Raw genomic sequence first — 19,952 nt, forward strand, 5'->3', positions numbered from 1 at the left:
CGGTCTCTTTCGATCGGGGGGGCTGGCGAGGTGGATGCGGGGGCGGTGCAGCGCCGCCCCCGCGGCGAATCACTGCGACAGGATCGCGGTGATCTCCTCGTTGTCGGCCGGCACCGAGTCGTCGCCGTTCAGCACGGCGTTGCGCACCAGCGTGAGCCAGGGGCTGCCCGGAGCGTTGAACGCCTGCTGGAAGTTCAGTGCCACGGGGGTGTCGCCCTGGGACGCGACCTCGTTGATCGTCACCAGGCGAGGGTCGGCCGCGGCGTACTCGTTGTCGGCGAGGTCACCCCGTGAGACGGCGTTGCCGTCCTTCGCGAGGACCTCGACCTGCGCCTCCTCCGACATCATCCAGTTGAGGAAGTTCCAGGCCTGCGCGGCCTTCTTCGAGTCCTTCGAGATGCTGATGCCGTCGCCGCCGACGAACGTCGAGGCGCCGCCGTCGACACCGGGGATGCCGGCGACACCCGCGTCGAACTCGAGGGAGGGGAGCAGCGTCGCAGGGAACGGCATCACGCCGACCTTGCCCTCGCTGAACGCGGCGGTCCAGGTGGGGCCGGCCTCATCGGTGGAGGAGGGGAGGATCGCGCCGGCATCCTGCAGTTCGGTCCACGTGTCATAGACGGCCTGCGCCGAGTCGCCGTCGAGCAGGGATTCGGTGCCGTCCTCGTTCATGACCTCGTCGCCGGACGCCCAGATCGAGGGGAACCAGGTGAAGACCAGGCAGCCGCCGCAGTTGAGGCCGGTCGCCGTGCCGTAGGTGTCGGGCTTGTTCAGCGCCTGCACGGCCATGGCCGCCTCGGCGAACTCTTCGAGTGTGGCGGGTGCCTTCTCGGGGTCGAGGCCTGCCTCGGCGAACAGCTCCTTGTTCCAGAACAGCATCGAGAGGTCGAGCGCGAAGGGCAGCACGTACTCGGCGCCGTCGACCGTGCCCGCCGAGAGGTGACCGGGGTTGATCTCGTCCTTGAAGTCGAGCGCATCGATCTGCTCGGACATGTCCTGGAACAGGCCCTGCTGCGCCCAGTTGGGCACGTAGACGATGTCGGCGGCGAACAGATCGGGCAGACCGCTGGAACCGGCGGCGGCGCCGACCTTCGCGACGTAGTCGTCGTTGGGGACGACCGTGAGCTCGACCTGGTTCTCGTGGCTGGCGTTGTAGGCGTCGACCAGCAGCTTGGCCTGGCGCTCGATGGGAGCGCGGGTCCACAGCGTGAGTGTCGTGCCGTCATCGGTGCCTTCGGCAGGGATGGGTTCGTTCGACGCCTCGTCAGCGGCGGGTGCACAGGCGGCGAGGCCGCCGACGAGCAGGCCGGCCGCGATGACGACGGCTGCTGCCCGGCGTGCGGCGTGTGTACGGGTGGTGTTCATGGGCGGGGGCTCCTCTGGGCTCGTCCTCGAGCGGGTGCGGTGTGGCGCTTCGACAGTGCAGCGCCGGGTGTGGAGATGAGGTGGAGATCAGGTTCTCCGAAATCTACGAAAACCCTTTCGAAAGGTATAGCGTGGTTTCAGCGGGGGCGTCAACCCTTGTTCCGATAACCTTTCAGCAACAGGGGGAGTGATGAGCGACACGAATGCAGCACGGGCGGTGACCCTCGGTGATGTCGCCGCGCGCGCCGGAGTGTCGATCTCGACGGCGTCGAAGGCTCTGAACGATCGAGGCGATGTCTCGGCCGCGACGCGCGCCAAGGTGCGGGCGATCGCCGCAGAGCTGTCCTTCACGCCCAACGCCATGGCTCGGGGTCTGCTCGCCGGTCGCACCGGCACCGTCGGCCTGCTCACCAGCGACCTCGAGGGTCGCTTCATGATCCCGATCCTGATGGGCGCCGAGGACGCCTTCGGCGCCGGCCGCATCAACGTCTTCCTGTGCGATGCGCGGGGTGACGCGATCCGTGAGCAGCATCATCTCCGCGAGCTCCTGAGCCGCCGGGTCGACGGCATCATCGTCGTCGGCCGACAGACGGATGCTCGACCCTCGCTCGGGCAGGAGATCCCCGTGCCGGTCGTCTACGCGTACGCGCCGTCCGACGACCCTCGCGACCTGTCACTGACTCCGGACAACTACGCGGGCGGACGACTGGCGATCGAGCATCTGCTGGCGTGCGGGCGTCGGCGCATCGCACATATCTCGGGCGACCCGACGTATGCCGCAGCTCAAGACCGCCTCGCCGGGGCCAGGGCCGCCCTCGCCGAAGCCGGCCTCGAGCTCGTCGGCGAGCCGATGTTCTCGGAGTGGACGGAGCACTGGGGGCGGGACGCCGCGGCGATGCTGCTGCACCGGCATCCCGACATCGACGCCGTGTTCTGCGGCTCTGACCAGATCGCTCGCGGCGTGCTCGACTCGGCGCGGGATCTCGGACGCACCGTTCCCGACGACCTCGCGGTGATCGGCTATGACAACTGGGAAGTGCTCGCGACGAACGCGCGGCCCGAGCTCACCAGCATCGACGCCAACCTGCAGCAGCTGGGGCGTCAGGCGGCGCTTCGGGTGTTCGACGCGATCGACGGGATCGACATCGGGGAGGGGTCGCACCATCTGCCGGTGCGCCTGGTGATCAGAGGATCGACCATCGCCCGGCGCTGAGCCGCCCTCTCCTGCCGACCGTCGGTCGCGTCTCCGGTCAGACGTGGTCGCGCCAGGAGTGCTGCGGGTCGAAGCCCAGGATGCGGCGGGCCTTGTCGATCGACAGCAGCGTCTCGTTCGGGCCGAACTCGCGCGCGACAGGGACGTCGGGGAAGACCTCGGCGAGCAGCTCGGTATTCGGACGCGACATGACCGTGTCGGCGGCCGCGATGATGAAGTTGTCGAACCCGGGGGCCGCGACCTCGAGCGCGCGCTCCACGGCCTGAGCGCCGTCACGGGCGTCGATGTAGCCCCAGAGGTTCCACTTGCGGCGCGACGCGTCGGAGTCGAAGTCGGGGAACTCGGCGTAGTCCTCCGGGTTCATCACGTTCGAGAACCGCAGCGCCGTGATCGAGAGGTCGGGATGCCAGCGCACGAGCTCCCTCGCCAGCTGCTCCTCGAGCGTCTTGACCAGCGAGTACACCGATTCGGGGCGGGCGGGGTAGTCCTCGTCGACGGGCACGTAGGGCGGAGGCACGTCGAACGGCAGGCCGAGCACGGTCTCGCTCGACGCGTAGACGACGCGCCGGATGCCGAGGCGCACCGCCGCCCAGAACACGTTGAACGTGGCGGGCATGTTGTTGTGGAACGTGGCGACGTCGCTGCGGATGCCGGGGGCGGGGATCGCGCCGAGATGCACGACGGCATCGATGCCCTCGTGTCGATCGCCGACGGCCGTGAAAGCGTCCACGACCTGGCCGTAATCCGTGAGGTCGACCTGCACGAAGTCCGGGCCGCGGACCCCGGCGACGTCCATTCCGATGACCTCGTATCCGTGGGCGCGGAGTTCCCGCGCGACGACGCTGCCGAGCTTGCCCGATGATCCCGTGAGTGCGATGCGCATGTCACCAGAGTGGCACGAAGAAGAGGCGCCGGGGCCGCTCGGCATACACTCGTCGGCGTGAGTGACACGAGCAGCGAGCCCCGTCGCACTGTCGGCGTGCGTGACGTCGCCGTGCTCGCCGGGGTCTCTCGGCAGACGGTGTCACGGGTGCTGAACGACCACCCCGAGGTCGCCGCCGAGACCCGCGAACGGGTGCTCGCCGCGATGACCGAGCTCGGCTACCGCATGAACAACGCCGCCAGGGCACTGGGCACGCGGCGCTCCCGCACGCTCGGTGTGCTGGCCACCGACGCCCTGCACTATGGGCCCTCGCGCAGCATCGCCGCGCTCGAGGCCGCAGCCCGCGAGGTCGGCTACTGGCTGAGTGCGGCCTTCGCGGATGCCGGAGACGCCGACGCGGTCATCGCCGCGGTCGACCACCTCGTGATGCAGGGCGTCGAAGGCATCGTCGTCGTCGCCCCGCACGCCCACACCCTCGATGCGCTCGACGAGCTGCGCATCGGCGTGCCGGTCGTCACGCTGCACGCGGCCGACCGAGGAGCCCGCGGCCTCTCGGTCGACCAGGCCGCGGGAGCCAGGCTCGCCGTCGCGGCGCTCGCCGACGCGGGGCACACGCGCATCGCGCACCTGGCCGGACCCGCCGACTGGCTCGAAGCAGAGTCCCGCACGCAGGGATTCGCAGACGAGCTCGCCGCGCGTGGGCTCGCCGCCGGCCCCGTGTTCGAGGGTGATTGGACAGCAGGCTCGGGCTACGCGGCCGTCGACGCCGTGCGGAAGTCGGGCGTGACGGCTGTGTTCGCGGCCAACGACCAGATGGCGCTCGGGCTGCTCGGCGGGCTGCATGAGGTCGGGCTCTCGGTGCCGGGCGACATCAGCGTGGTGGGCTTCGACGACACCCCGGATGCCGCCTACTACTGGCCCAAGCTGACGACCGTGCGACAGGACTTCTCCGAGCTGGCGCGCCGAGCGGTGGCGGCGGTGCTGGCGGACAGCGACGGAGCGCCGGCATCCGATCTCCCGCCCGTGGCTCCCGTGCTCGTGACCCGTGATTCGGTCGCCCCGCCCCGCTGAGCCTCCGCACTGCCGCGGCGAGCATCCGCGTCTTGACGGTCGGCAGACCCCCGTGACACACTTCTGTGACCGGTCACAGTGACCACCGCCGACCCTGAGGTACCCGTGAGCAACGAAGCCCCCGTCTTCTCCGCCGAGATCGACGCATCGATCCAGGCCGTCCGCGAAGATGTCGCCCGCCTGCACGCCGAACTGGTCCGCAACGGCCTCGTCGTCTGGACCGGCGGCAACGTCTCCGGCCGCGTGCCCGGCGCCGACCTGTTCGTCATCAAGCCGTCGGGCGTGAGCTACGACGACCTCGCCCCCGAGAACATGATCCTGTGCGACCTCGACGGTGCCGTGATCGCCGGAACCGCCGGGAGTGAACGCGCGCCCTCGAGCGACACCGCGGCCCACGCCTACGTCTACCGCCACATGCCCACCGTCGGGGGCGTCGTGCACACCCACTCGACGTTCGCCGTCGCCTGGGCGGCCCGCGGCGAGGAGATCCCGTGCGTGATCACCGCCATGGCAGACGAGTTCGGCGGTCCGATCCCGGTGGGCCCGTTCGCGATCATCGGCGACGACTCGATCGGTCACGGAATCGTGCAGACCCTCAGCGGCCACCGCAGCCGCGCGGTGCTCATGCAGAACCACGGCCCCTTCACGATCGGGGTCGACGCGAAGGATGCCGTGAAGGCCGCCGTCATGGTCGAGGACGTCGCCCGCACCGTGCACTACGCCCGTGAGGCGGGCCCCCTCATCCCGATTCCGCAGGAGGCGATCGACAGCCTCTTCCACCGCTACCAGAACGTCTACGGACAGAACTCGGACGCCCGACGATGAGCGACACGACCACTACGCCCGACACGACCCGCACCGCAGCCCGCGACGACATCCTCGCCGCCCGCACGAGCCTCGGCATCGAGCTCGGCTCCACGCGCATCAAGGCGTGCCTGATCGGATCGGATGCCACGGAGGTGCTCGCCACCGGCTCGTTCGCATGGGAGAACCGGCTCGAAGACGGCCTCTGGACGTACGCGATCGACGAGGTCTGGGCCGGACTCCAGGCGGCTTACGCCGCTCTCGTCGCCGACGCGGAGAGCCGCCACGGCGTGCGTCCCGAGACCTTCGGCGCGATCGGCATCTCGGCGATGATGCACGGCTACCTCGCGTTCGACGCGCAGGGCGAGCTGCTCGTGCCGTTCCGCACCTGGCGCAACACCAACACGGGTGCCGCGGCGGCCGAGCTGACCGACCTGCTCGGCGTCAACATCCCGCTGCGCTGGTCGATCGCGCACCTGCACCAGGCGGTGCTCGACGGCGAGGCGCATGTGCCGCAGCTCGACTTCGTCACGACCCTCGCCGGGTACGTGCACGAACGGCTCACGGGCGAACGAGTGCTGGGCGTCGGCGACGCCTCCGGCATGTTCCCGATCGACTCGAGCGCCGGCGACTACGACGAGCGGATGCTGCAGGCATACGACGCCCGCGCCGCCGACCGCCTTCCGGCGACCGCACGAGACCTCTTCCCGACAGTGCTCCCGGCCGGAGCGGCCGCAGGCTCCCTCACCGCCGAGGGCGCAGCGCTGCTCGACCCCAGCGGTGCGCTGAAGCCCGGCATCCCGCTCTGCCCGCCCGAGGGCGACGCCGGCACCGGCATGGTGGCGACCAACTCGGTGTCTCCTCGCACGGGCAACGTCTCGGCGGGGACGAGCATCTTCGCCATGGTCGTGCTCGAGCGACCGCTCACCGAGGTGCACCACGAGCTCGACCTCGTGACCACGCCGGCCGGCGACGCCGTCGCCATGGTGCACTGCAACAACGGTGCCAGCGAACTCGCCGCCTGGGCCGGTCTCTTCACCCGCTTCTCCGCGGCAGCGGGTCAGCCGCTGAGCGACGACGCCGTCTTCGACGCGCTGTTCCGCGAGGCTCTCGACGGTGAGGCGGATGCCGGTGGGCTGCTGGCGTACAACCACCTCGCCGGCGAGCCGATCGCGGGTCTCACCGAGGGGCGTCCGCTGTTCGTGCGCACGCCCGGCAGCGCCTTCACGCTCGGCAACTTCATGCGCTCGCAGCTCTACGGCGTCTTCGGAACGCTCGCGCTGGGGATGCAGGTGCTCACCGCCGAGGGCGTCGAACTCGACCGCATGTTCGCGCACGGGGGCATGTTCCGCACGGCCGGGGTCGCGCAGCGCTTCCTCGCCGGAGCGCTGGGTGCTCCGGTCGCTGTCGGGGAGCTCGCCTCCGAGGGCGGCGCGTGGGGCATCGCCGTGCTCGCGTCGTACCTCGCGCACGCCGAGTCCGCCTCGCTGGGCGAGTACCTCGACCGCGACGTGTTCGCGACGGCATCCCTCTCGGTCGCCGACCCCGACCCTGCCGACGTCGCCGGCTTCGCCGCCTACCTCGATCGCTACCGTGCCGGCCTCGCCATCGAGGCCGCCGCAACCACCGCTCTCCGTCCCGGTCGCTGAGCGCGAGGAGCGAGGCGAAGCGCACACTTCTTCGCGTTTCGTCTCGGTGCTTCGCTCCTCGCTCAACGACCGAATATGAAAGGCCTCTCATGACCCGCACCCCGCTCACCACCTCGCTCGACGGCTACGAGGTCTGGTTCCTCACCGGCAGCCAGCACCTCTACGGCCCCGAGACGCTCGCCCAGGTCGCCGACCAGTCGCAGCAGATCGCCCGCATCCTCGACGAGGCGGGCGAGGTTCCCGTGAAGATCGTCTGGAAGCCGGTGCTGACGGATGCCGCCGCCATCAAGCGCACCGCGCTCGAGGCGAACGCCGACGACCGGGTCATCGGCCTGATCGCGTGGATGCACACGTTCAGCCCCGCCAAGATGTGGATCGCCGGTCTCGACGCGCTGCAGAAGCCGCTCGCGCACCTGCACACGCAGGCGAACGTCGAGCTGCCCTGGGCGGACATCGACTTCGACTTCATGAACCTGAATCAGGCCGCGCACGGCGACCGCGAGTTCGGCTACATCCAGACGCGCCTCGGCGTGCCGCGCAAGACCGTCGTCGGTCACGCGAGCGACCCGCGGGTGCGTCAGGAGATCGCGACGTGGCAGCGTGCGGCCGCCGGCCTCGCGGCCTCCCGCTCGCTCAAGCTCGCCCGCTTCGGCGACAACATGCGTTACGTCGCCGTCACCGAGGGTGACAAGACCGAGGCAGAGCTGCGCTTCGGCGTGCAGGTCAACACCTGGGGCGTGAACGATCTGGCGGATGCCGTCGCCGCGGCATCCGACTCCGAGATCGACGCCCTCGTGGCCGAGTACGAGGAGCTGTACGAGGTCGTGCCGGAGCTGCGCCGCGGTGGTGACCGCCACCAGTCTCTGCGTGACGGAGCCGCGATCGAGATCGGTCTGCGGACGTTCCTCGAAGAGGGGGGCTTCGGCGCCTTCACCACGTCGTTCGAAGACCTCGGCGCGCTGACGCAGCTGCCCGGTCTCGCGGTGCAGCGCCTGATGGCCGAGGGATACGGCTTCGGTGCCGAGGGCGACTGGAAGACCGCGATCCTCGTGCGCGTCGCGAATGTGATGGGTGCGGGGCTGCCCGGTGGGGCGAGCCTCATGGAGGACTACACCTACGACATGACCCCCGGCGACGAGCTGATCCTCGGCGCGCACATGCTGGAGGTCTCGCCGTCGCTCACCACCGCGAAGCCGACGCTCGAGATCCACCCGCTCGGCATCGGCGGCAAGGACGACCCGGTGCGCCTGGTCTTCACCGCCGACCCCGGCCCCGCGATCGTCGTCGCGCTCAGCGACATGCGCGACCGGTTCCGCCTCACCGCGAACGTCGTCGAGAACGTGCCGCCGCGCCAGTCGCTGCCGAAGCTCCCGGTGGGCCGCGCTGTCTGGAAGCCGCAGCCCGACTTCACCACGAGCGCCGCCGCGTGGCTGACCGCCGGTGCCGCGCACCACACCGTCATGTCGACGGCCGTCGGGCTCGAGGCCTTCCGCGACTTCGCCGAGATGGCCGAGGTCGAGCTGCTCGTGATCGACGATGCGACCACCCTGCCCGAGTTCCAGAAGCAGGTGCGCTGGAACCAGGCGTACTACCGACTGGCTCAGGGGCTGTGATGACCGACGTCTCCTCCGCCGCCGTCGATGTGGCGACCGCAGCGCGACCGCGCTCAGGACGGCAGCTGCGCATCGCAGGTCACGGCTACGAGGCCGTGATCGCGAGCGTCGGCGCATCGCTGCGTGTGCTCACGTTCGAGGGACGCGATCTGGTCGTGCCGTTCGACGCCGACGAGGTGCGGCCCGGATACCGCGGCACCACCCTCGCGCCGTGGCCCAACCGCATCGTCGACGGCCGTTACACGTTCGGCGGCGCCGAGCAGCAGCTGGCTCTCACCGAACCCGCCCGCGGCCAGGCGCTGCACGGCCTCCTCGCGTGGGCGGAGTTCGAGGATCGCCTCGTGCTCGACGACCGCGTCGTGCTTGCGGCCGTGATCGAGCCGCAGATGGGATACCCGTTCCGCGTCGAGGTCGAGACCGAATACCGCATCGACATCGACGGGCTGCGTCAGACGGTGACCGCGCGCAACCTCGGGGCGGATGCTGCGCCCTGGGGCACCGGACCGCATCCCTATCTCGTCGCCGGCCCCGAGGGCCGGGTGGACGACTGGACGCTCACGCTGCCGGCATCCGAGGTGCTCACCGTCACGCCCGACCGGTTGAACCCGGTTGCTCTCGAGGCCGTGGCGGAGCATCCGGAATGGGACTTCCGCGCAGCGCGCCGCATCGGCGACGTCTTCATCGACCACGCCTTCACCGGTCTCGCCCGTGACGGCGGAGTCGCCGAGGTGCGGCTCGTGACGGATGCCGGAACCGGCGTCGCGATGACGTTCGACGAGCGCTGCCCGTGGGTGCAGGTGCACACGGCCGACAACCCGGGGATCGATGCGATCCACCGCATCGGTCTCGCGGTCGAGCCGATGACCTGCCCGCCCGATGCCTTCAACTCGGCAACCGACCTCGTCGTGCTCGAACCCCGCGCGACGCACGCCGCATCCTGGCGGATCTCCGCCGTCTGAGTCGCTCGGCGGCCGCCGGCGGGCTCCCGCGGCGTGAGTGGTCAAAAGAGCATCCGGACGAGCCGTCTCAGGTGCGTTTCTGACCACCCACGCGCGCGCGGACGGTGACGCGTCAGGCGAGAGCCGCGATCAGGGCCTGGGCGGCGGATGCCGATGACTGCGGGTTCTGTCCGGTGATGAGCTGGCCGTCGACGATCGTGTGATCGCTCCAGGGATCGGTGACCTCGACGTCGGCGCCGAGACCGCGCAGCGAGGTCTCGAGAAGGAACGGTGCGCGATCGGCGAGTCCGCCGATGCGCTCCTCCTCATCGGAGAAGCCGGTGATTCGGCGCCCGGCGACCAGGGGCTCGCCGGCGGAATCGCGCGCGGGCAGCAGAGCCGCGAGACCGTGGCATACGGCGGCCAGCGGGCGGCCGGCGGCGACGGTCGCCGAGATGAGCGCCGCCGAGTCGGCATCCACTGCGAGGTCCTGCATCGGGCCGTGGCCGCCCGGATAGTAGACGGCCGCGTAGTCGGCGGCGTCGACGTCGGCGAGCACCAGGGGAGTGGTGAGCCCCGGGATCTGCGCGAGGGCCGCGGCATCGCCTTCGCCGAGGCTCGACGAGTCGGCCACCGGCTCGACACCGCCGGGAGTCGCGAAGACGACGTCATGACCTGCTGCGGTGAGCAGTCGATACGGGGCGAGCAGTTCTTCGGCCCAGTAGCCGGTGGGGTGCTCGGTGCCGTCGGACAGGGTCCAGGTGCGGGCGCCGGTGACGACGAAGAGGACGGATGACATGGATGCTCCCAAGGGGTCGGACGACGGATGCCGTGCGGATGCGATATCCGGCACAACCGCGGGGATCGAGAGGCGATTCCGATAGATTGCCGATATGAGCAATCGGAATTCCGATGGACTGCAGGACCTCGGGCTGTGGCGCACCTTCCTCGCCGCGCACCGGTCGGGGTCGGTGTCAGCGGCGGCGCGCACACTCGGCCTCGCGCAGTCATCCGTGACGACGCAGCTTCAAGCGCTGGACGTGAGCGTCGGTGAGCCGCTGTTCGTGCGTCATGCCCGCGGCATCCGCCCGACGCCGCGCGCCGACGAGCTCGCAGCCCGGCTCTCCGGTCCACTCGACGCGCTGGCGGATGCTCTCGGCACCCGCCCCGCCGCCGAACCGCCGATCGTGCGACTGGGCGGCGCCGCCGAGTTCCTGGCCAGCGTCGCCGCACCCGCTCTCGCCCCCGCTGTCGCAGACGGGATGCGGCTCGCGGTGACCACCGGCCTGGCCGACGATCTGCTCGAGCAGCTCAGGGTCGGCAGCCTCGACCTCGTGATCTCGGCGGTGCGTCCGCGCGGGCGGGGGCTGCCGTCCGTGCCGTTCTTCGACGAGGAGTTCGCACTCGTCGCGGCACCGGCGCTCGGCATCGCGCATTCCCCCGTCCTCACGCGGGACGCCCTCACCGACGCGCCCCTGCTGGCCTACGACCGCGACGTGCCGATCCTGCGCCGGTACTGGCGGCATGTCTTCGGCATCCGTCTCGACCGCGAACCCGCTCTGGTCTTCCCGGATCTGCGTGCGCTCGCCGCCGCCGCCGTCGCCGGAGCGGGCGTCACCGTGCTGCCGACCTACCTGATCGCCGACGAGCTCGCCGACGGGAGGCTCGTCGACCTGCGTCCGACCGACGACCCGCCGATCAACACCCTGCACCTCGTGCGACGACCGGGGCCGCTGGCCGAGGGGGTCGCGGTGGTCGAGCAGGCGCTGCGCGCCGCCGTCGCCGACCTCTGACCTGCCGCCCTCAGCCTGCCGCCCTCAGCTCGCGCGACGGCGTGCGTGGTCGAAAGCGCATCCGAAACGGCGGTTTCCGGTGCTTTTTCGACCCCGCAGCCCGCCGGGACCGCCGCCGAGCCGGCCGCCTCAGCGGTTGAGCCAGCGGCGCAGCGTGCGCGTGACCCAGGGCAGCACCCAGTAGGTCATGATCGGGGTCAGCACGACCGTCGTCGCGAGCACCCGCAACCAGATCGGCAGCTCGTTCCAGCCGGGGATCGGGCTCATCGCATAGGTGAAGACGAGGTTGAGCGGGAAGAACCCGAGCCAGATCGACACGGCCTGCTTCCAGCGCGGGGGAGTGCTGACCATCGCGACCGTGGTCGTCGAGCCGTCGGCCCGAGGGAGGGTGATGGTGTCGGTGGTCGGCTCGTCGAACCATCCCTCGATGCCGCTGCGGCGGCGCACGCGCTCGCTGCGCACGAACTGCTCGCCGGTCGACTTCCACCACTCGCGCTCGCCGGACTGCTCCCAGGCGAGGAGCGACTTCTCGTCGGAGAAGCGGTAGAGCATGTGCCAGACGTGCGAGTCCTCGCCGTCGCGCACCCATCCGGATCCGAGGAAGCCGGGGTACCGGTGCGCGAGGTTCACGCCGGTCTGCACCCAGGCAGTGGCCTCGGCGACATGCTCCGGGTCGAGCTCGCGGCGGATGGAGACGGTGATGGGTTCGCTGGACATGGTGGGTCCTCGGAGAGTGCGGTCGCCCGGATCACGGGCGCCTCGACGGTGGGGGATGCGCCAGGGTGCGGGCGCACCAACGATTGTATTTCGGATGCCGGGGGCCGCCGTCCGTTTTCGCGGCGCGCGAAGACGTCATCTCACCCATCCGATGCCGCCGTCCGGCGACTCGGCCCCGCGACAGGGTGAGAATAGGAGGCATGAGCACGCGCAGCGAAGCCGTCCTGGTCGATGTCGTCCGCACCCCCGTCGGGCGGGGCAAGCCGGGCGGCGCCCTGTCGGGTGTGCATCCCGTCGATCTGGCGGCGGGCGCGTTGGGCGCGATCCTCGAACGCAACGGTCTGGAATCGCGGCAGATCGACGACGTGCTGCTCGGCTGCGTGAGCCAGGTGGGCGATCAGTCGTCGAACATCGCCCGTCAGGCCGTGCTCGCCGCGGGCTTCGACGAGACGATCCCCGCCACGACGATCGACCGTCAGTGCGGGTCGAGTCAGCAGGCGGTGCACTTCGCCGCGCAGGGGATCATGGCCGGGGCTTACGACGCGGTCATCGTCGGAGGTGTCGAGTCGATGAGCCGCGTGCCGCTCGGCTCGTCCGCAGCCGGCGGAAGCCCGATGTCGCCCCGCCTGCGTGAGCGCTACCCCGAAGGCCTCGTGAACCAGGGCGTCTCGGCCGAGCTCATCGCCCAGCGCTGGGGCCTCGATCGTGCTGCACTCGATGACTATGCGGCAGAGTCGCATCGCCGCGCGGCGGATGCCTGGGGGAGCGGCTTCTTCGACCGCACGATCATCCCGGTCACCGAGGCGCCGGATGCCGCGGTCGACGAGACCGTGCGCGCCGGCACGACGGCCGAAGGGCTCGCGGGGCTGAACCCGGCGTTCCGCACCGACGCGCTCGCCGCGCGGTTCCCCGAGGTCGGTTGGAGGATCACGCCCGGCAACTCGTCACCGCTCACCGACGGGGCATCCGCCGCACTGTTGATGAGCGCAGAGCGCGCCGACGCGCTGGGGCTCACGCCGCGTGCGAGGTTCCACGCGTTCACGGTGGTCGGAGACGACCCGCTGATGATGCTCACCGGGCCGATCCCCGCCACGCGGCGCATCCTCGAGCGCACCGGACTCACGATCGACGACCTCGACGCCTACGAGGTCAACGAGGCGTTCGCGTCGGTGCCGCTCGCCTGGGCCGCCGAGCTCGGGGCGGACGCCGCGAGACTCAACCCACGCGGAGGAGCGATCGCCCTCGGGCACGCTCTCGGCTCGTCGGGCACCCGCCTGCTCGGAACCCTCATCGACCAGCTCGACGCGGTCGGCGGACGATTCGGCCTGCAGACCATGTGCGAGGGCGGCGGCATGGCGAACGCCACGATCATCGAGCGCCTCTAGCCCCGGCATCCGGGACTCTCCCCGGCATCCGGCATACCCGTGCCGAGTCGATGCGCGCCAGCCGAGTCCAGATCCGGTGAATTCGGACGCGCGGAGGGCACGCGAACGTGCGGAGCGCCCGCACGCAGACGGACAAGACAGAGAAGACCCCCGCCGACCCGATTCGACGGGGGTCTCTTCGGGAGCAGACGCTCACCGTAGGCGCGGATGACGTGACTACCCGATCCGGTCTGAGTCTGTGTCCGCGCATGTGCAGTTGTAGTCGGCGAAGGTGTCCGGACGGTGAACGCGGCGAGAAATCCTCATCATCCGAGATCCGCCACTCTGGAAGCGTTTGCGACTTTCGACCAGCACCGCCCCGCGCACCCCTGACTTTTCGCCACAGCACTCCTGCAAGCGCTTGCAGTCCGGAGCGACGCCCTGCTAGCTTCACTCGCAAGCCTTCGGACACGTCGTCGTGTCCGCCCGCCATCCAGGGAGCATCACTTGTTCAAGCCGGCTCGGTCGAAGACGACCGCCTCACGTCCGCTCGCCCTTCTCGCCGCCGCCGCGCTCGTCGTCTCGGGGTTCGGCGCCGCCGGCACCCTGGGCCCACCGCCCGCTTCCGCCGCCGATCGAACCGTGGCCCTCGTGGGATCGCTGCAGTCCGAACTCGGCTGCGCTGCCGACTGGGCGCCCGACTGCGCCGAGACCGAGCTCGAGCCCACGGGCGCCGAGGGCGTCTACTCCGCCGAGTTCGAGGTGCCGGCGGGCACCTGGCAGTACAAGGTCGCGGTTAACGACGGCTGGGACGAGGCGTACGGCCTCGACGGCGGCGCCGACGACATCCCCCTCACGGTCGCGGGCCCGACGACCCTGCGCTTCACGTTCGACGACACCCTCAAGCGGGTGGGTCTCGAGGCGACCGAGGTGCGCGGCGGCTACACGGCAGACGACGACGCGCTGGTCGAGAGCCCGGCACGTCAGGCAGGAGCCGGCGAGCAGTTCTACTTCGTGATGACGGATCGCTTCGCGAACGGCGACACCTCCAACGACGCCGGCGGCCTCGAGGGCGATCGGCTCACCACCGGGTTCGACCCCACCGACAAGGGCTTCTACCAGGGCGGCGACATCGCCGGCATCCGCGACAACCTCGACTACATCGAAGGACTCGGCACCTCGGCGATCTGGCTGACGCCCAGCTTCGCCAACAAGCCGGTACAGGGCGAGGGCGCGAACGCCTCGGCCGGGTACCACGGCTATTGGATCACCGACTTCACGCGCATCGACCCCCACCTCGGCACGAACGAAGAGCTGCAGGCGCTGATCGCCGACGCGCACGCCCGCGGCATCAAGGTGTACTTCGACATCATCACCAACCACACCGCCGACGTGATCGACTACGCCGAGGGCCAGTACTCCTACATCGACCAGGCGACGCGTCCCTACACGGATGCCGCGGGCACCGCGTTCGACCCGGCCGACCACGCGGGCACCGGTGGCTTCCCCGAGCTCGACCCGGCGACGAGCTTCCCCTATACGCCGGTGGTCGCCGACAGCGAGACCGACGTCAAGGTCCCCGCCTGGCTGAACGACCCCTCGCTCTATCACAACCGCGGCAACTCGACCTGGTCGGGCGAGTCGGTCACCTACGGCGACTTCGACGGACTCGACGACCTGATGACCGAGCACCCGACCGTCGTCAACGGCTTCGTCGAGGTGTACGACAAGTGGATCGACCTGGGCATCGACGGCTTCCGCATCGACACCGTCAAGCACGTGAACTTCGAGTTCTGGGAGAAGTGGACAGCTGACGTCCTGGACTACGCGCATGAGCAGGGCAACGACGACTTCTTCATGTTCGGCGAGGTCTACGACGCCGATCCGGTGAAGCTCGCACCCTACGTGCGCGACACCGACATGAACTCGATCCTCGACTTCACCTTCCAGTCCTCCGCCGTCAGCTATGCGTCCGGCAACTCGGCCAAGGGCCTGCAGTCCCTCTTCGCGGGCGACGACCGCTACACGACACCCGATTCGTCGTCGACCGCCCTGCCCACGTTCCTCGGCAACCACGACATGGGGCGGGTCGGATCCTTCCTGCAGTCGACGGATGCTCCGCTGCAGCGCGACGAGCTGGCGCACGAGCTCATGTTCCTCACCCGCGGCCAGCCCGTCGTCTACTACGGCGACGAGCAGGGCTTCACGGGCGCCGGCGGCGACAAGAACGCCAGGCAGTCGCTGTTCGCCACCCAGGTGGCCGAGTACGCGGACCAGAACCTCATCACCGGCGAGCAGGCGGGCTCCGTCGACCGCTACGCGACGGATGCCGCGCTCTACGAGCACATCGCCGCGCTGTCAGAGCTCCGCGAGTCGAACCCGGCTCTCGGCGAGGGCGCGCAGATCGAGCGCTACGCGGCGTCCGGCGCAGGCGTCTACGCCTTCTCGCGGGTGGATGCCGACGACAAGGTCGAGTACCTGGTCGCGGTGAACAACGCCGCGACCGCGCAGACGGTCGACCTCGCGACGCTGACCGCCGACGCCTCCTACGAGGTGCTCTACGGTGACGCCGCACCCCTCACCACGGATGCCGGCGCCGCTGCCTCGATCACGGTGCCGGCCCTGTCGGCCGTGGTCTGGAAGGCCGACTCCACCGTCACGGCGCCGACCGAGGCGGCATCCGTCTCGGTGTCCGCGCCGGCCGCCGGCGCCGGTGTCTCAGGTCAGTCCGCCGTGCAGGCCGACATCGCCGACCAGTGGGCGCAGACCAGCTTCGCCTGGCGCGTCGTCGGCTCTGACGAGTGGCAGGCCCTGGGCTCGGCGGAGGACACCGATCCGCGTGTCTTCCACGACATCCGCGATCTCGCGAACGGCACGCTCCTCGAGTATCGGGCGGTGACGACCGACGCCGCCGGCAATCACGCCGCCGCCTCGACCTATGCCTCGGTCGGCAACGCGGTGACGCTCGAAGTGGGCGAGGAGCCCGAGTCGCCGATCGACATGGTGACGGTGCCAGGCAGCCTCAACTCCGAGATGGGCTGCGCGGGCGACTGGGATCCGGCGTGTGAGAAGGCGAAGCTGACCCTTCGTGCCGACGGCGTGTGGGAGGGGACCTTCGACCTGCCGGCGGGCGACTACGAGTACAAGGCCGCGGTCAACGGCAGCTGGGCGATCAACTACGGAGCGAACGGTGTGCCGGACGGCGCGAACGTCACTCTCGCCCATGCGGGCGGGCCGATCACCTTCTACTTCGACCCGCGCACGAACATCGTGCAGTCCACGGCAGACGGCCCCATCGTGACGCTGCCCGGCTCTCTGCAGGACGAGCTCGGGTGTGCGGCCGACTGGTCGCCCGACTGCCTCGGCACCCTGATGGCCGACGGCGACCGCGACGGCGTCTACGAGTTCTCGACCGCGGATCTGCCGACCGGCGCCTACGAGCTCAAGGTCGCGCACGGCCTGAGCTGGGCCGAGAACTACGGAGCCGACGGAGTGCCCGGCGGCGCGAACATCTCGTTCAGCGCCACCGAGGGCACGGTGACGTCGTTCCGCTACACGCTGGCGACGCACGTGCTCGAGGTCGGCGGGGACACCCCGCAGCTCCCCGGCGTCGGCGAGCAGCGCGCGCACTGGGTCGATGCCGAGACGATCGCATGGCCGGCCACGCTCGGGTCCGTCGAGAGGGCGGCCTTCCAGCTCTATTCCTCGGCAGACGCGTCACTCGCCGTGGTCGACGGCGCGGTCGCGGGAGCAGAGCCGATCGCGCTCGACGTGATCGACGGGGGTCTGACCGATGAACAGCTCACCCGATTCCCGGCGCTCGACGGCTACCTCGCCCTACGGGTGACGGACGCGGATGCCGCGGCGCTGCTGCGCACGCAGCTCGCGGTCGCCCAGCGTGACGAGGCAGGAGCGCTCACCGCGTTCACCGGCGTGCAGATCGCGGGTGTGCTCGACGACGTCTACGCGGCTGCACTCGACGACGTCGATCTCGGTGTGACGTTCTCGGGCAAGAACCCGACGTTCCGGCTGTGGGCGCCGACCGCGCAGAGCGCGACGCTGCTCACCTGGAACGAGGGTGCCGAGGGCGACCCCGTGCGCCACGAGGCCACATGGGATGCCGCGTCGGGTGTGTGGTCGGTGAAGGGCAAGAAGGATCTCAAGGGCGACGAATACCTCTGGGAGGTCGTCGTCTACGCTCCGACCACCGGGGCCATCGAGACGAACCAGGTCACCGATCCATACTCGATCGCCCTCACGCGGAACTCGCAGCGTTCGGTCGCCATCGATCTCGACGACAAGGCCTGGCAGCCGAAGCAGTGGCAGAAGACGCCGTCGCCGATCGTGGAGCGGGCGGTCGACCGCGCGATCTACGAGCTGCACATCAGGGACTTCTCGATCAGCGACGAGATGGTTCCGGCTGCGGAGCGAGGCACCTACCTCGCCTTCACCCGTGACAGCGCAGGCACCGATCAGCTCACGCAGCTCGCGGATGCCGGCATCAACACCGTGCACCTGCTGCCGTCGTTCGACATCGCGTCGATCGAGGAGGACAGAGCGGTGCAGGCGATGCCTGACTGCGACCTCGCCTCGTTCGGCCCCGCCGATTCGGCGCAGCAGGCGTGCATCCAGGCGGTCGCCGATGCCGACGGATTCAACTGGGGCTACGACCCGTACCACTACTCGACGCCCGAGGGCTCGTACGCGGTCGATGCCGACGGCGGGGCGAGGGTCAGCGAGTTCCGGTCGATGGTCGGCGCGCTGCACGACATGGACCTCCAGGTCGTCCTCGACCAGGTGTTCAACCACACCGCGGCATCCGGTCAGGCCGAGAAGTCGGTGCTCGACCAGGTGGTTCCCGGCTACTACCACCGGCTCAACGCGGCGGGCGGCGTCGAGACCTCGACGTGCTGCCAGAACGTCGCGACCGAGCACCTCGCCGCAGAGAAGCTCATGGTCGACTCGATCGTGACCTGGGCGCGCGACTACAAGGTCGACGGCTTCCGGTTCGACCTCATGGGGCACCACTCGACGACGAACATGCAGGCCATCCGTGACGCGCTCGACGCGCTGACGTTCAAGAAGGACGGCGTCGACGGATCGGCGATCCACCTGTACGGCGAGGGCTGGAACTTCGGCGAGGTCGCCGACAACGCCCTGTTCGAGCAGGCCACACAGGGCCAGCTCGGAGGCACGGGCATCGGGACGTTCAACGACCGGCTGCGCGATGCCGTGCACGGTGGCAGCCCGGTCGATGCCTCGTCGACGTTCCGCCAGGGGTTCGGCACGGGTCTCGGAACCGATCCGAACGGCGATCCGATCAACGGCACCGTCGAGCGGGCGCTCGCCGACCTCGGGCACGAGACCGATCTGGTCAAGCTCGGGCTCGCAGGCAATCTGCGCGACTTCACGTTCACGACGAGCGACGGCGCAGTGACGGCCGGAGAGGCCATCGACTACCGCGGCTCGGCGGCGGGCTATGCCGACCAGCCGGACGAGACGATCAACTACGTCGACGCGCACGACAACGAGACGCTCTACGACCTCTCGGTGCTCAAGCTGCCGGTGGACACCCCGATGGCCGACCGCGTGCGCATGAACACGCTGGAGCTCGCGACCGTGACGCTCTCGCAGTCTCCGTCGTTCTGGCACGCGGGCACCGAGCTGCTGCGGTCGAAGTCCCTCGACCGCAACAGCTACAACTCGGGCGACTGGTTCAACCGCATCGATTGGACGGGTCAGGAGTCGACCTTCGGCTCCGGGCTCCCGACAGCCGCCGACAATGAGGAGAAGTGGCCGATCATGGCGCCGCTGCTCGCCGACCCCGCGCTCACGCCCGCCCCCGCCGACATGGCGGCAGCCGAGGCATCCGCTCTCGACCTGCTGCGCATACGCGACGAGGTCGACCTGCTGCGTCTCGGCTCGGCCGAGCTGATCCAGCAGAAGGTCACGTTCCCGAACGGCGGAGCGGGCGCAGCGCCCGGCGTGATCCTCATGCAGATCGACGATCTGGCGGGTCCCGATGCCGACGCAGAGCTCGACGGAGCACTCGTCGCGTTCAACTCCTCGCCCTCGCCGGTCACGCAGACGGTGACCGGCTTGGCCGGGCGCTCGTTCGCACTGACGCCGGCTCAGGCGAACGGAGCGGATGCCGTGGTCAAGACCACCACCTGGGACGCCGCGACCGGCACCGTGACGATCCCCGCCCGCTCGGTCGCCGTGCTCGTCGACGACCAGGTGCAGCCGATCGACACCCGCGTGCGTGCCACGTCGGACACTCTCGTGAAGGCGGGCAGGAGCGCGACCGTGAAGGTGACCGTCACCGCAGACGACGGCAGCGCCCCGGTGGGAACTGTGACGGTGCACGACCGCGGCAAGGTCGTCGCCACCATCGAGCTGACGCCGGCCGACAAGGGCAGGGCCACGGTCTCGGTGCCGAAGCTCGGTCGGGGGATCCACCTGCTCACGGTGCGATTCGACGGCACGGAACCGTGGCAGGACTCGCGCGGCTCGCGCAGTCTGCCCGTGATCGTCTACTAGAA

General features: G+C 69.9%; 13 protein-coding genes. 9 read left to right on the top strand and 4 right to left on the bottom strand.

Going from position 1 to position 19,952, the window contains the following annotated elements:
• Positions 1 to 69: 69 nt before the first annotated feature.
• Positions 70 to 1,365 carry an ABC transporter substrate-binding protein gene (locus OB895_RS14085; protein WP_311877954.1) on the bottom strand — a complete coding sequence of 432 codons (1,296 nt, stop codon included), beginning with the start codon at positions 1,363 to 1,365 and terminating at the stop codon, positions 70 to 72.
• A gap of 190 nt (positions 1,366 to 1,555) precedes the next feature.
• Here OB895_RS14085 and OB895_RS14090 point away from each other — a divergent pair, with 190 nt between their 5' ends.
• Positions 1,556 to 2,578: a LacI family DNA-binding transcriptional regulator gene (locus OB895_RS14090; protein WP_311877955.1), complete on the top strand. Its 1,023-nt coding sequence runs from the start codon at positions 1,556 to 1,558 to the stop codon at positions 2,576 to 2,578.
• Between the two features lie 37 nt (positions 2,579 to 2,615).
• Here the strand turns inward: OB895_RS14090 and OB895_RS14095 are convergent, their stop codons facing one another.
• Entirely contained in the window at positions 2,616 to 3,461 is an 846-nt protein-coding gene (locus tag OB895_RS14095) for an NAD-dependent epimerase/dehydratase family protein (protein WP_042541414.1), read from the bottom strand.
• A gap of 57 nt (positions 3,462 to 3,518) precedes the next feature.
• Between OB895_RS14095 and OB895_RS14100 the strand changes: the two genes are divergently transcribed.
• From OB895_RS14100 to OB895_RS14120, 5 genes are all read left to right on the top strand, one after another.
• Positions 3,519 to 4,532, top strand: a complete 1,014-nt coding sequence (locus OB895_RS14100) for a LacI family DNA-binding transcriptional regulator (protein ID WP_042541415.1) — start codon at positions 3,519 to 3,521, stop codon at positions 4,530 to 4,532.
• 105 nt (positions 4,533 to 4,637) lie between these two features.
• A complete protein-coding gene (locus tag OB895_RS14105) occupies positions 4,638 to 5,357 on the top strand; it encodes an L-ribulose-5-phosphate 4-epimerase (protein ID WP_311877956.1) in 720 nt (239 codons plus the stop codon).
• The gene (locus OB895_RS14110) at positions 5,354 to 6,985 is read left to right on the top strand and encodes a xylulokinase (RefSeq protein ID WP_311877957.1); all 1,632 of its coding nucleotides are present in this window, start codon (positions 5,354 to 5,356) and stop codon (positions 6,983 to 6,985) included. The genes OB895_RS14105 and OB895_RS14110 overlap by 4 nt, the downstream gene beginning before the upstream one ends.
• Before the next feature lie 89 nt (positions 6,986 to 7,074).
• On the top strand, positions 7,075 to 8,598 hold the full coding sequence (gene araA, locus OB895_RS14115; RefSeq protein ID WP_042541418.1) for an L-arabinose isomerase: 1,524 nt from the start codon (positions 7,075 to 7,077) through the stop codon (positions 8,596 to 8,598).
• The gene (locus OB895_RS14120; protein ID WP_311877958.1) at positions 8,598 to 9,557 is read left to right on the top strand and encodes an aldose 1-epimerase family protein; all 960 of its coding nucleotides are present in this window, start codon (positions 8,598 to 8,600) and stop codon (positions 9,555 to 9,557) included. The genes araA and OB895_RS14120 overlap by 1 nt, the downstream gene beginning before the upstream one ends.
• A 112-nt stretch (positions 9,558 to 9,669) precedes the next feature.
• Here the strand turns inward: OB895_RS14120 and OB895_RS14125 are convergent, their stop codons facing one another.
• Positions 9,670 to 10,335, bottom strand: coding sequence for a type 1 glutamine amidotransferase domain-containing protein (locus OB895_RS14125; RefSeq protein WP_311877959.1), 666 nt, complete (start codon positions 10,333 to 10,335; stop codon positions 9,670 to 9,672).
• Between the two features lie 94 nt (positions 10,336 to 10,429).
• On the opposite strand from OB895_RS14125, the gene OB895_RS14130 reads away from it, so the two are divergent.
• The gene (locus OB895_RS14130) at positions 10,430 to 11,329 is read left to right on the top strand and encodes a LysR family transcriptional regulator (protein ID WP_311877960.1); all 900 of its coding nucleotides are present in this window, start codon (positions 10,430 to 10,432) and stop codon (positions 11,327 to 11,329) included.
• A gap of 129 nt (positions 11,330 to 11,458) precedes the next feature.
• Here the strand turns inward: OB895_RS14130 and OB895_RS14135 are convergent, their stop codons facing one another.
• Entirely contained in the window at positions 11,459 to 12,046 is a 588-nt protein-coding gene (locus OB895_RS14135; RefSeq protein WP_311877961.1) for an antibiotic biosynthesis monooxygenase, read from the bottom strand.
• A gap of 200 nt (positions 12,047 to 12,246) precedes the next feature.
• Between OB895_RS14135 and OB895_RS14140 the strand changes: the two genes are divergently transcribed.
• The gene (locus OB895_RS14140; protein ID WP_311877962.1) at positions 12,247 to 13,431 is read left to right on the top strand and encodes a thiolase family protein; all 1,185 of its coding nucleotides are present in this window, start codon (positions 12,247 to 12,249) and stop codon (positions 13,429 to 13,431) included.
• 486 nt (positions 13,432 to 13,917) lie between these two features.
• Complete coding sequence (gene pulA, locus OB895_RS14145; protein ID WP_311877963.1) at positions 13,918 to 19,950, top strand: pullulanase-type alpha-1,6-glucosidase; 6,033 nt, start codon at positions 13,918 to 13,920, stop codon at positions 19,948 to 19,950.
• Positions 19,951 to 19,952 lie beyond the last annotated feature (2 nt).

Origin of the sequence: Microbacterium forte, assembly GCF_031885415.1 — a bacterium.
In the GTDB taxonomy this organism is placed as follows: Bacteria; Actinomycetota; Actinomycetes; order Actinomycetales; family Microbacteriaceae; genus Microbacterium; species Microbacterium forte.

What these genes read in the sequence shown, in the direction of transcription:
- OB895_RS14090 (WP_311877955.1), top strand. Translation starts at nt 1,556, where the DNA reads ATGAGCGACACGAATGCAGCACGGGCGGTGACCCTCGGTGATGTCGCC.
- araA (WP_042541418.1), top strand. Translation starts at nt 7,075, where the DNA reads ATGACCCGCACCCCGCTCACCACCTCGCTCGACGGCTACGAGGTCTGG.
- OB895_RS14085 (WP_311877954.1), bottom strand. Translation starts at nt 1,365, where the DNA reads ATGAACACCACCCGTACACACGCCGCACGCCGGGCAGCAGCCGTCGTC.
- OB895_RS14140 (WP_311877962.1), top strand. Translation starts at nt 12,247, where the DNA reads ATGAGCACGCGCAGCGAAGCCGTCCTGGTCGATGTCGTCCGCACCCCC.
- OB895_RS14110 (WP_311877957.1), top strand. Translation starts at nt 5,354, where the DNA reads ATGAGCGACACGACCACTACGCCCGACACGACCCGCACCGCAGCCCGC.
- OB895_RS14130 (WP_311877960.1), top strand. Translation starts at nt 10,430, where the DNA reads ATGAGCAATCGGAATTCCGATGGACTGCAGGACCTCGGGCTGTGGCGC.
- OB895_RS14135 (WP_311877961.1), bottom strand. Translation starts at nt 12,046, where the DNA reads ATGTCCAGCGAACCCATCACCGTCTCCATCCGCCGCGAGCTCGACCCG.
- OB895_RS14120 (WP_311877958.1), top strand. Translation starts at nt 8,598, where the DNA reads ATGACCGACGTCTCCTCCGCCGCCGTCGATGTGGCGACCGCAGCGCGA.
- OB895_RS14125 (WP_311877959.1), bottom strand. Translation starts at nt 10,335, where the DNA reads ATGTCATCCGTCCTCTTCGTCGTCACCGGCGCCCGCACCTGGACCCTG.
- OB895_RS14095 (WP_042541414.1), bottom strand. Translation starts at nt 3,461, where the DNA reads ATGCGCATCGCACTCACGGGATCATCGGGCAAGCTCGGCAGCGTCGTC.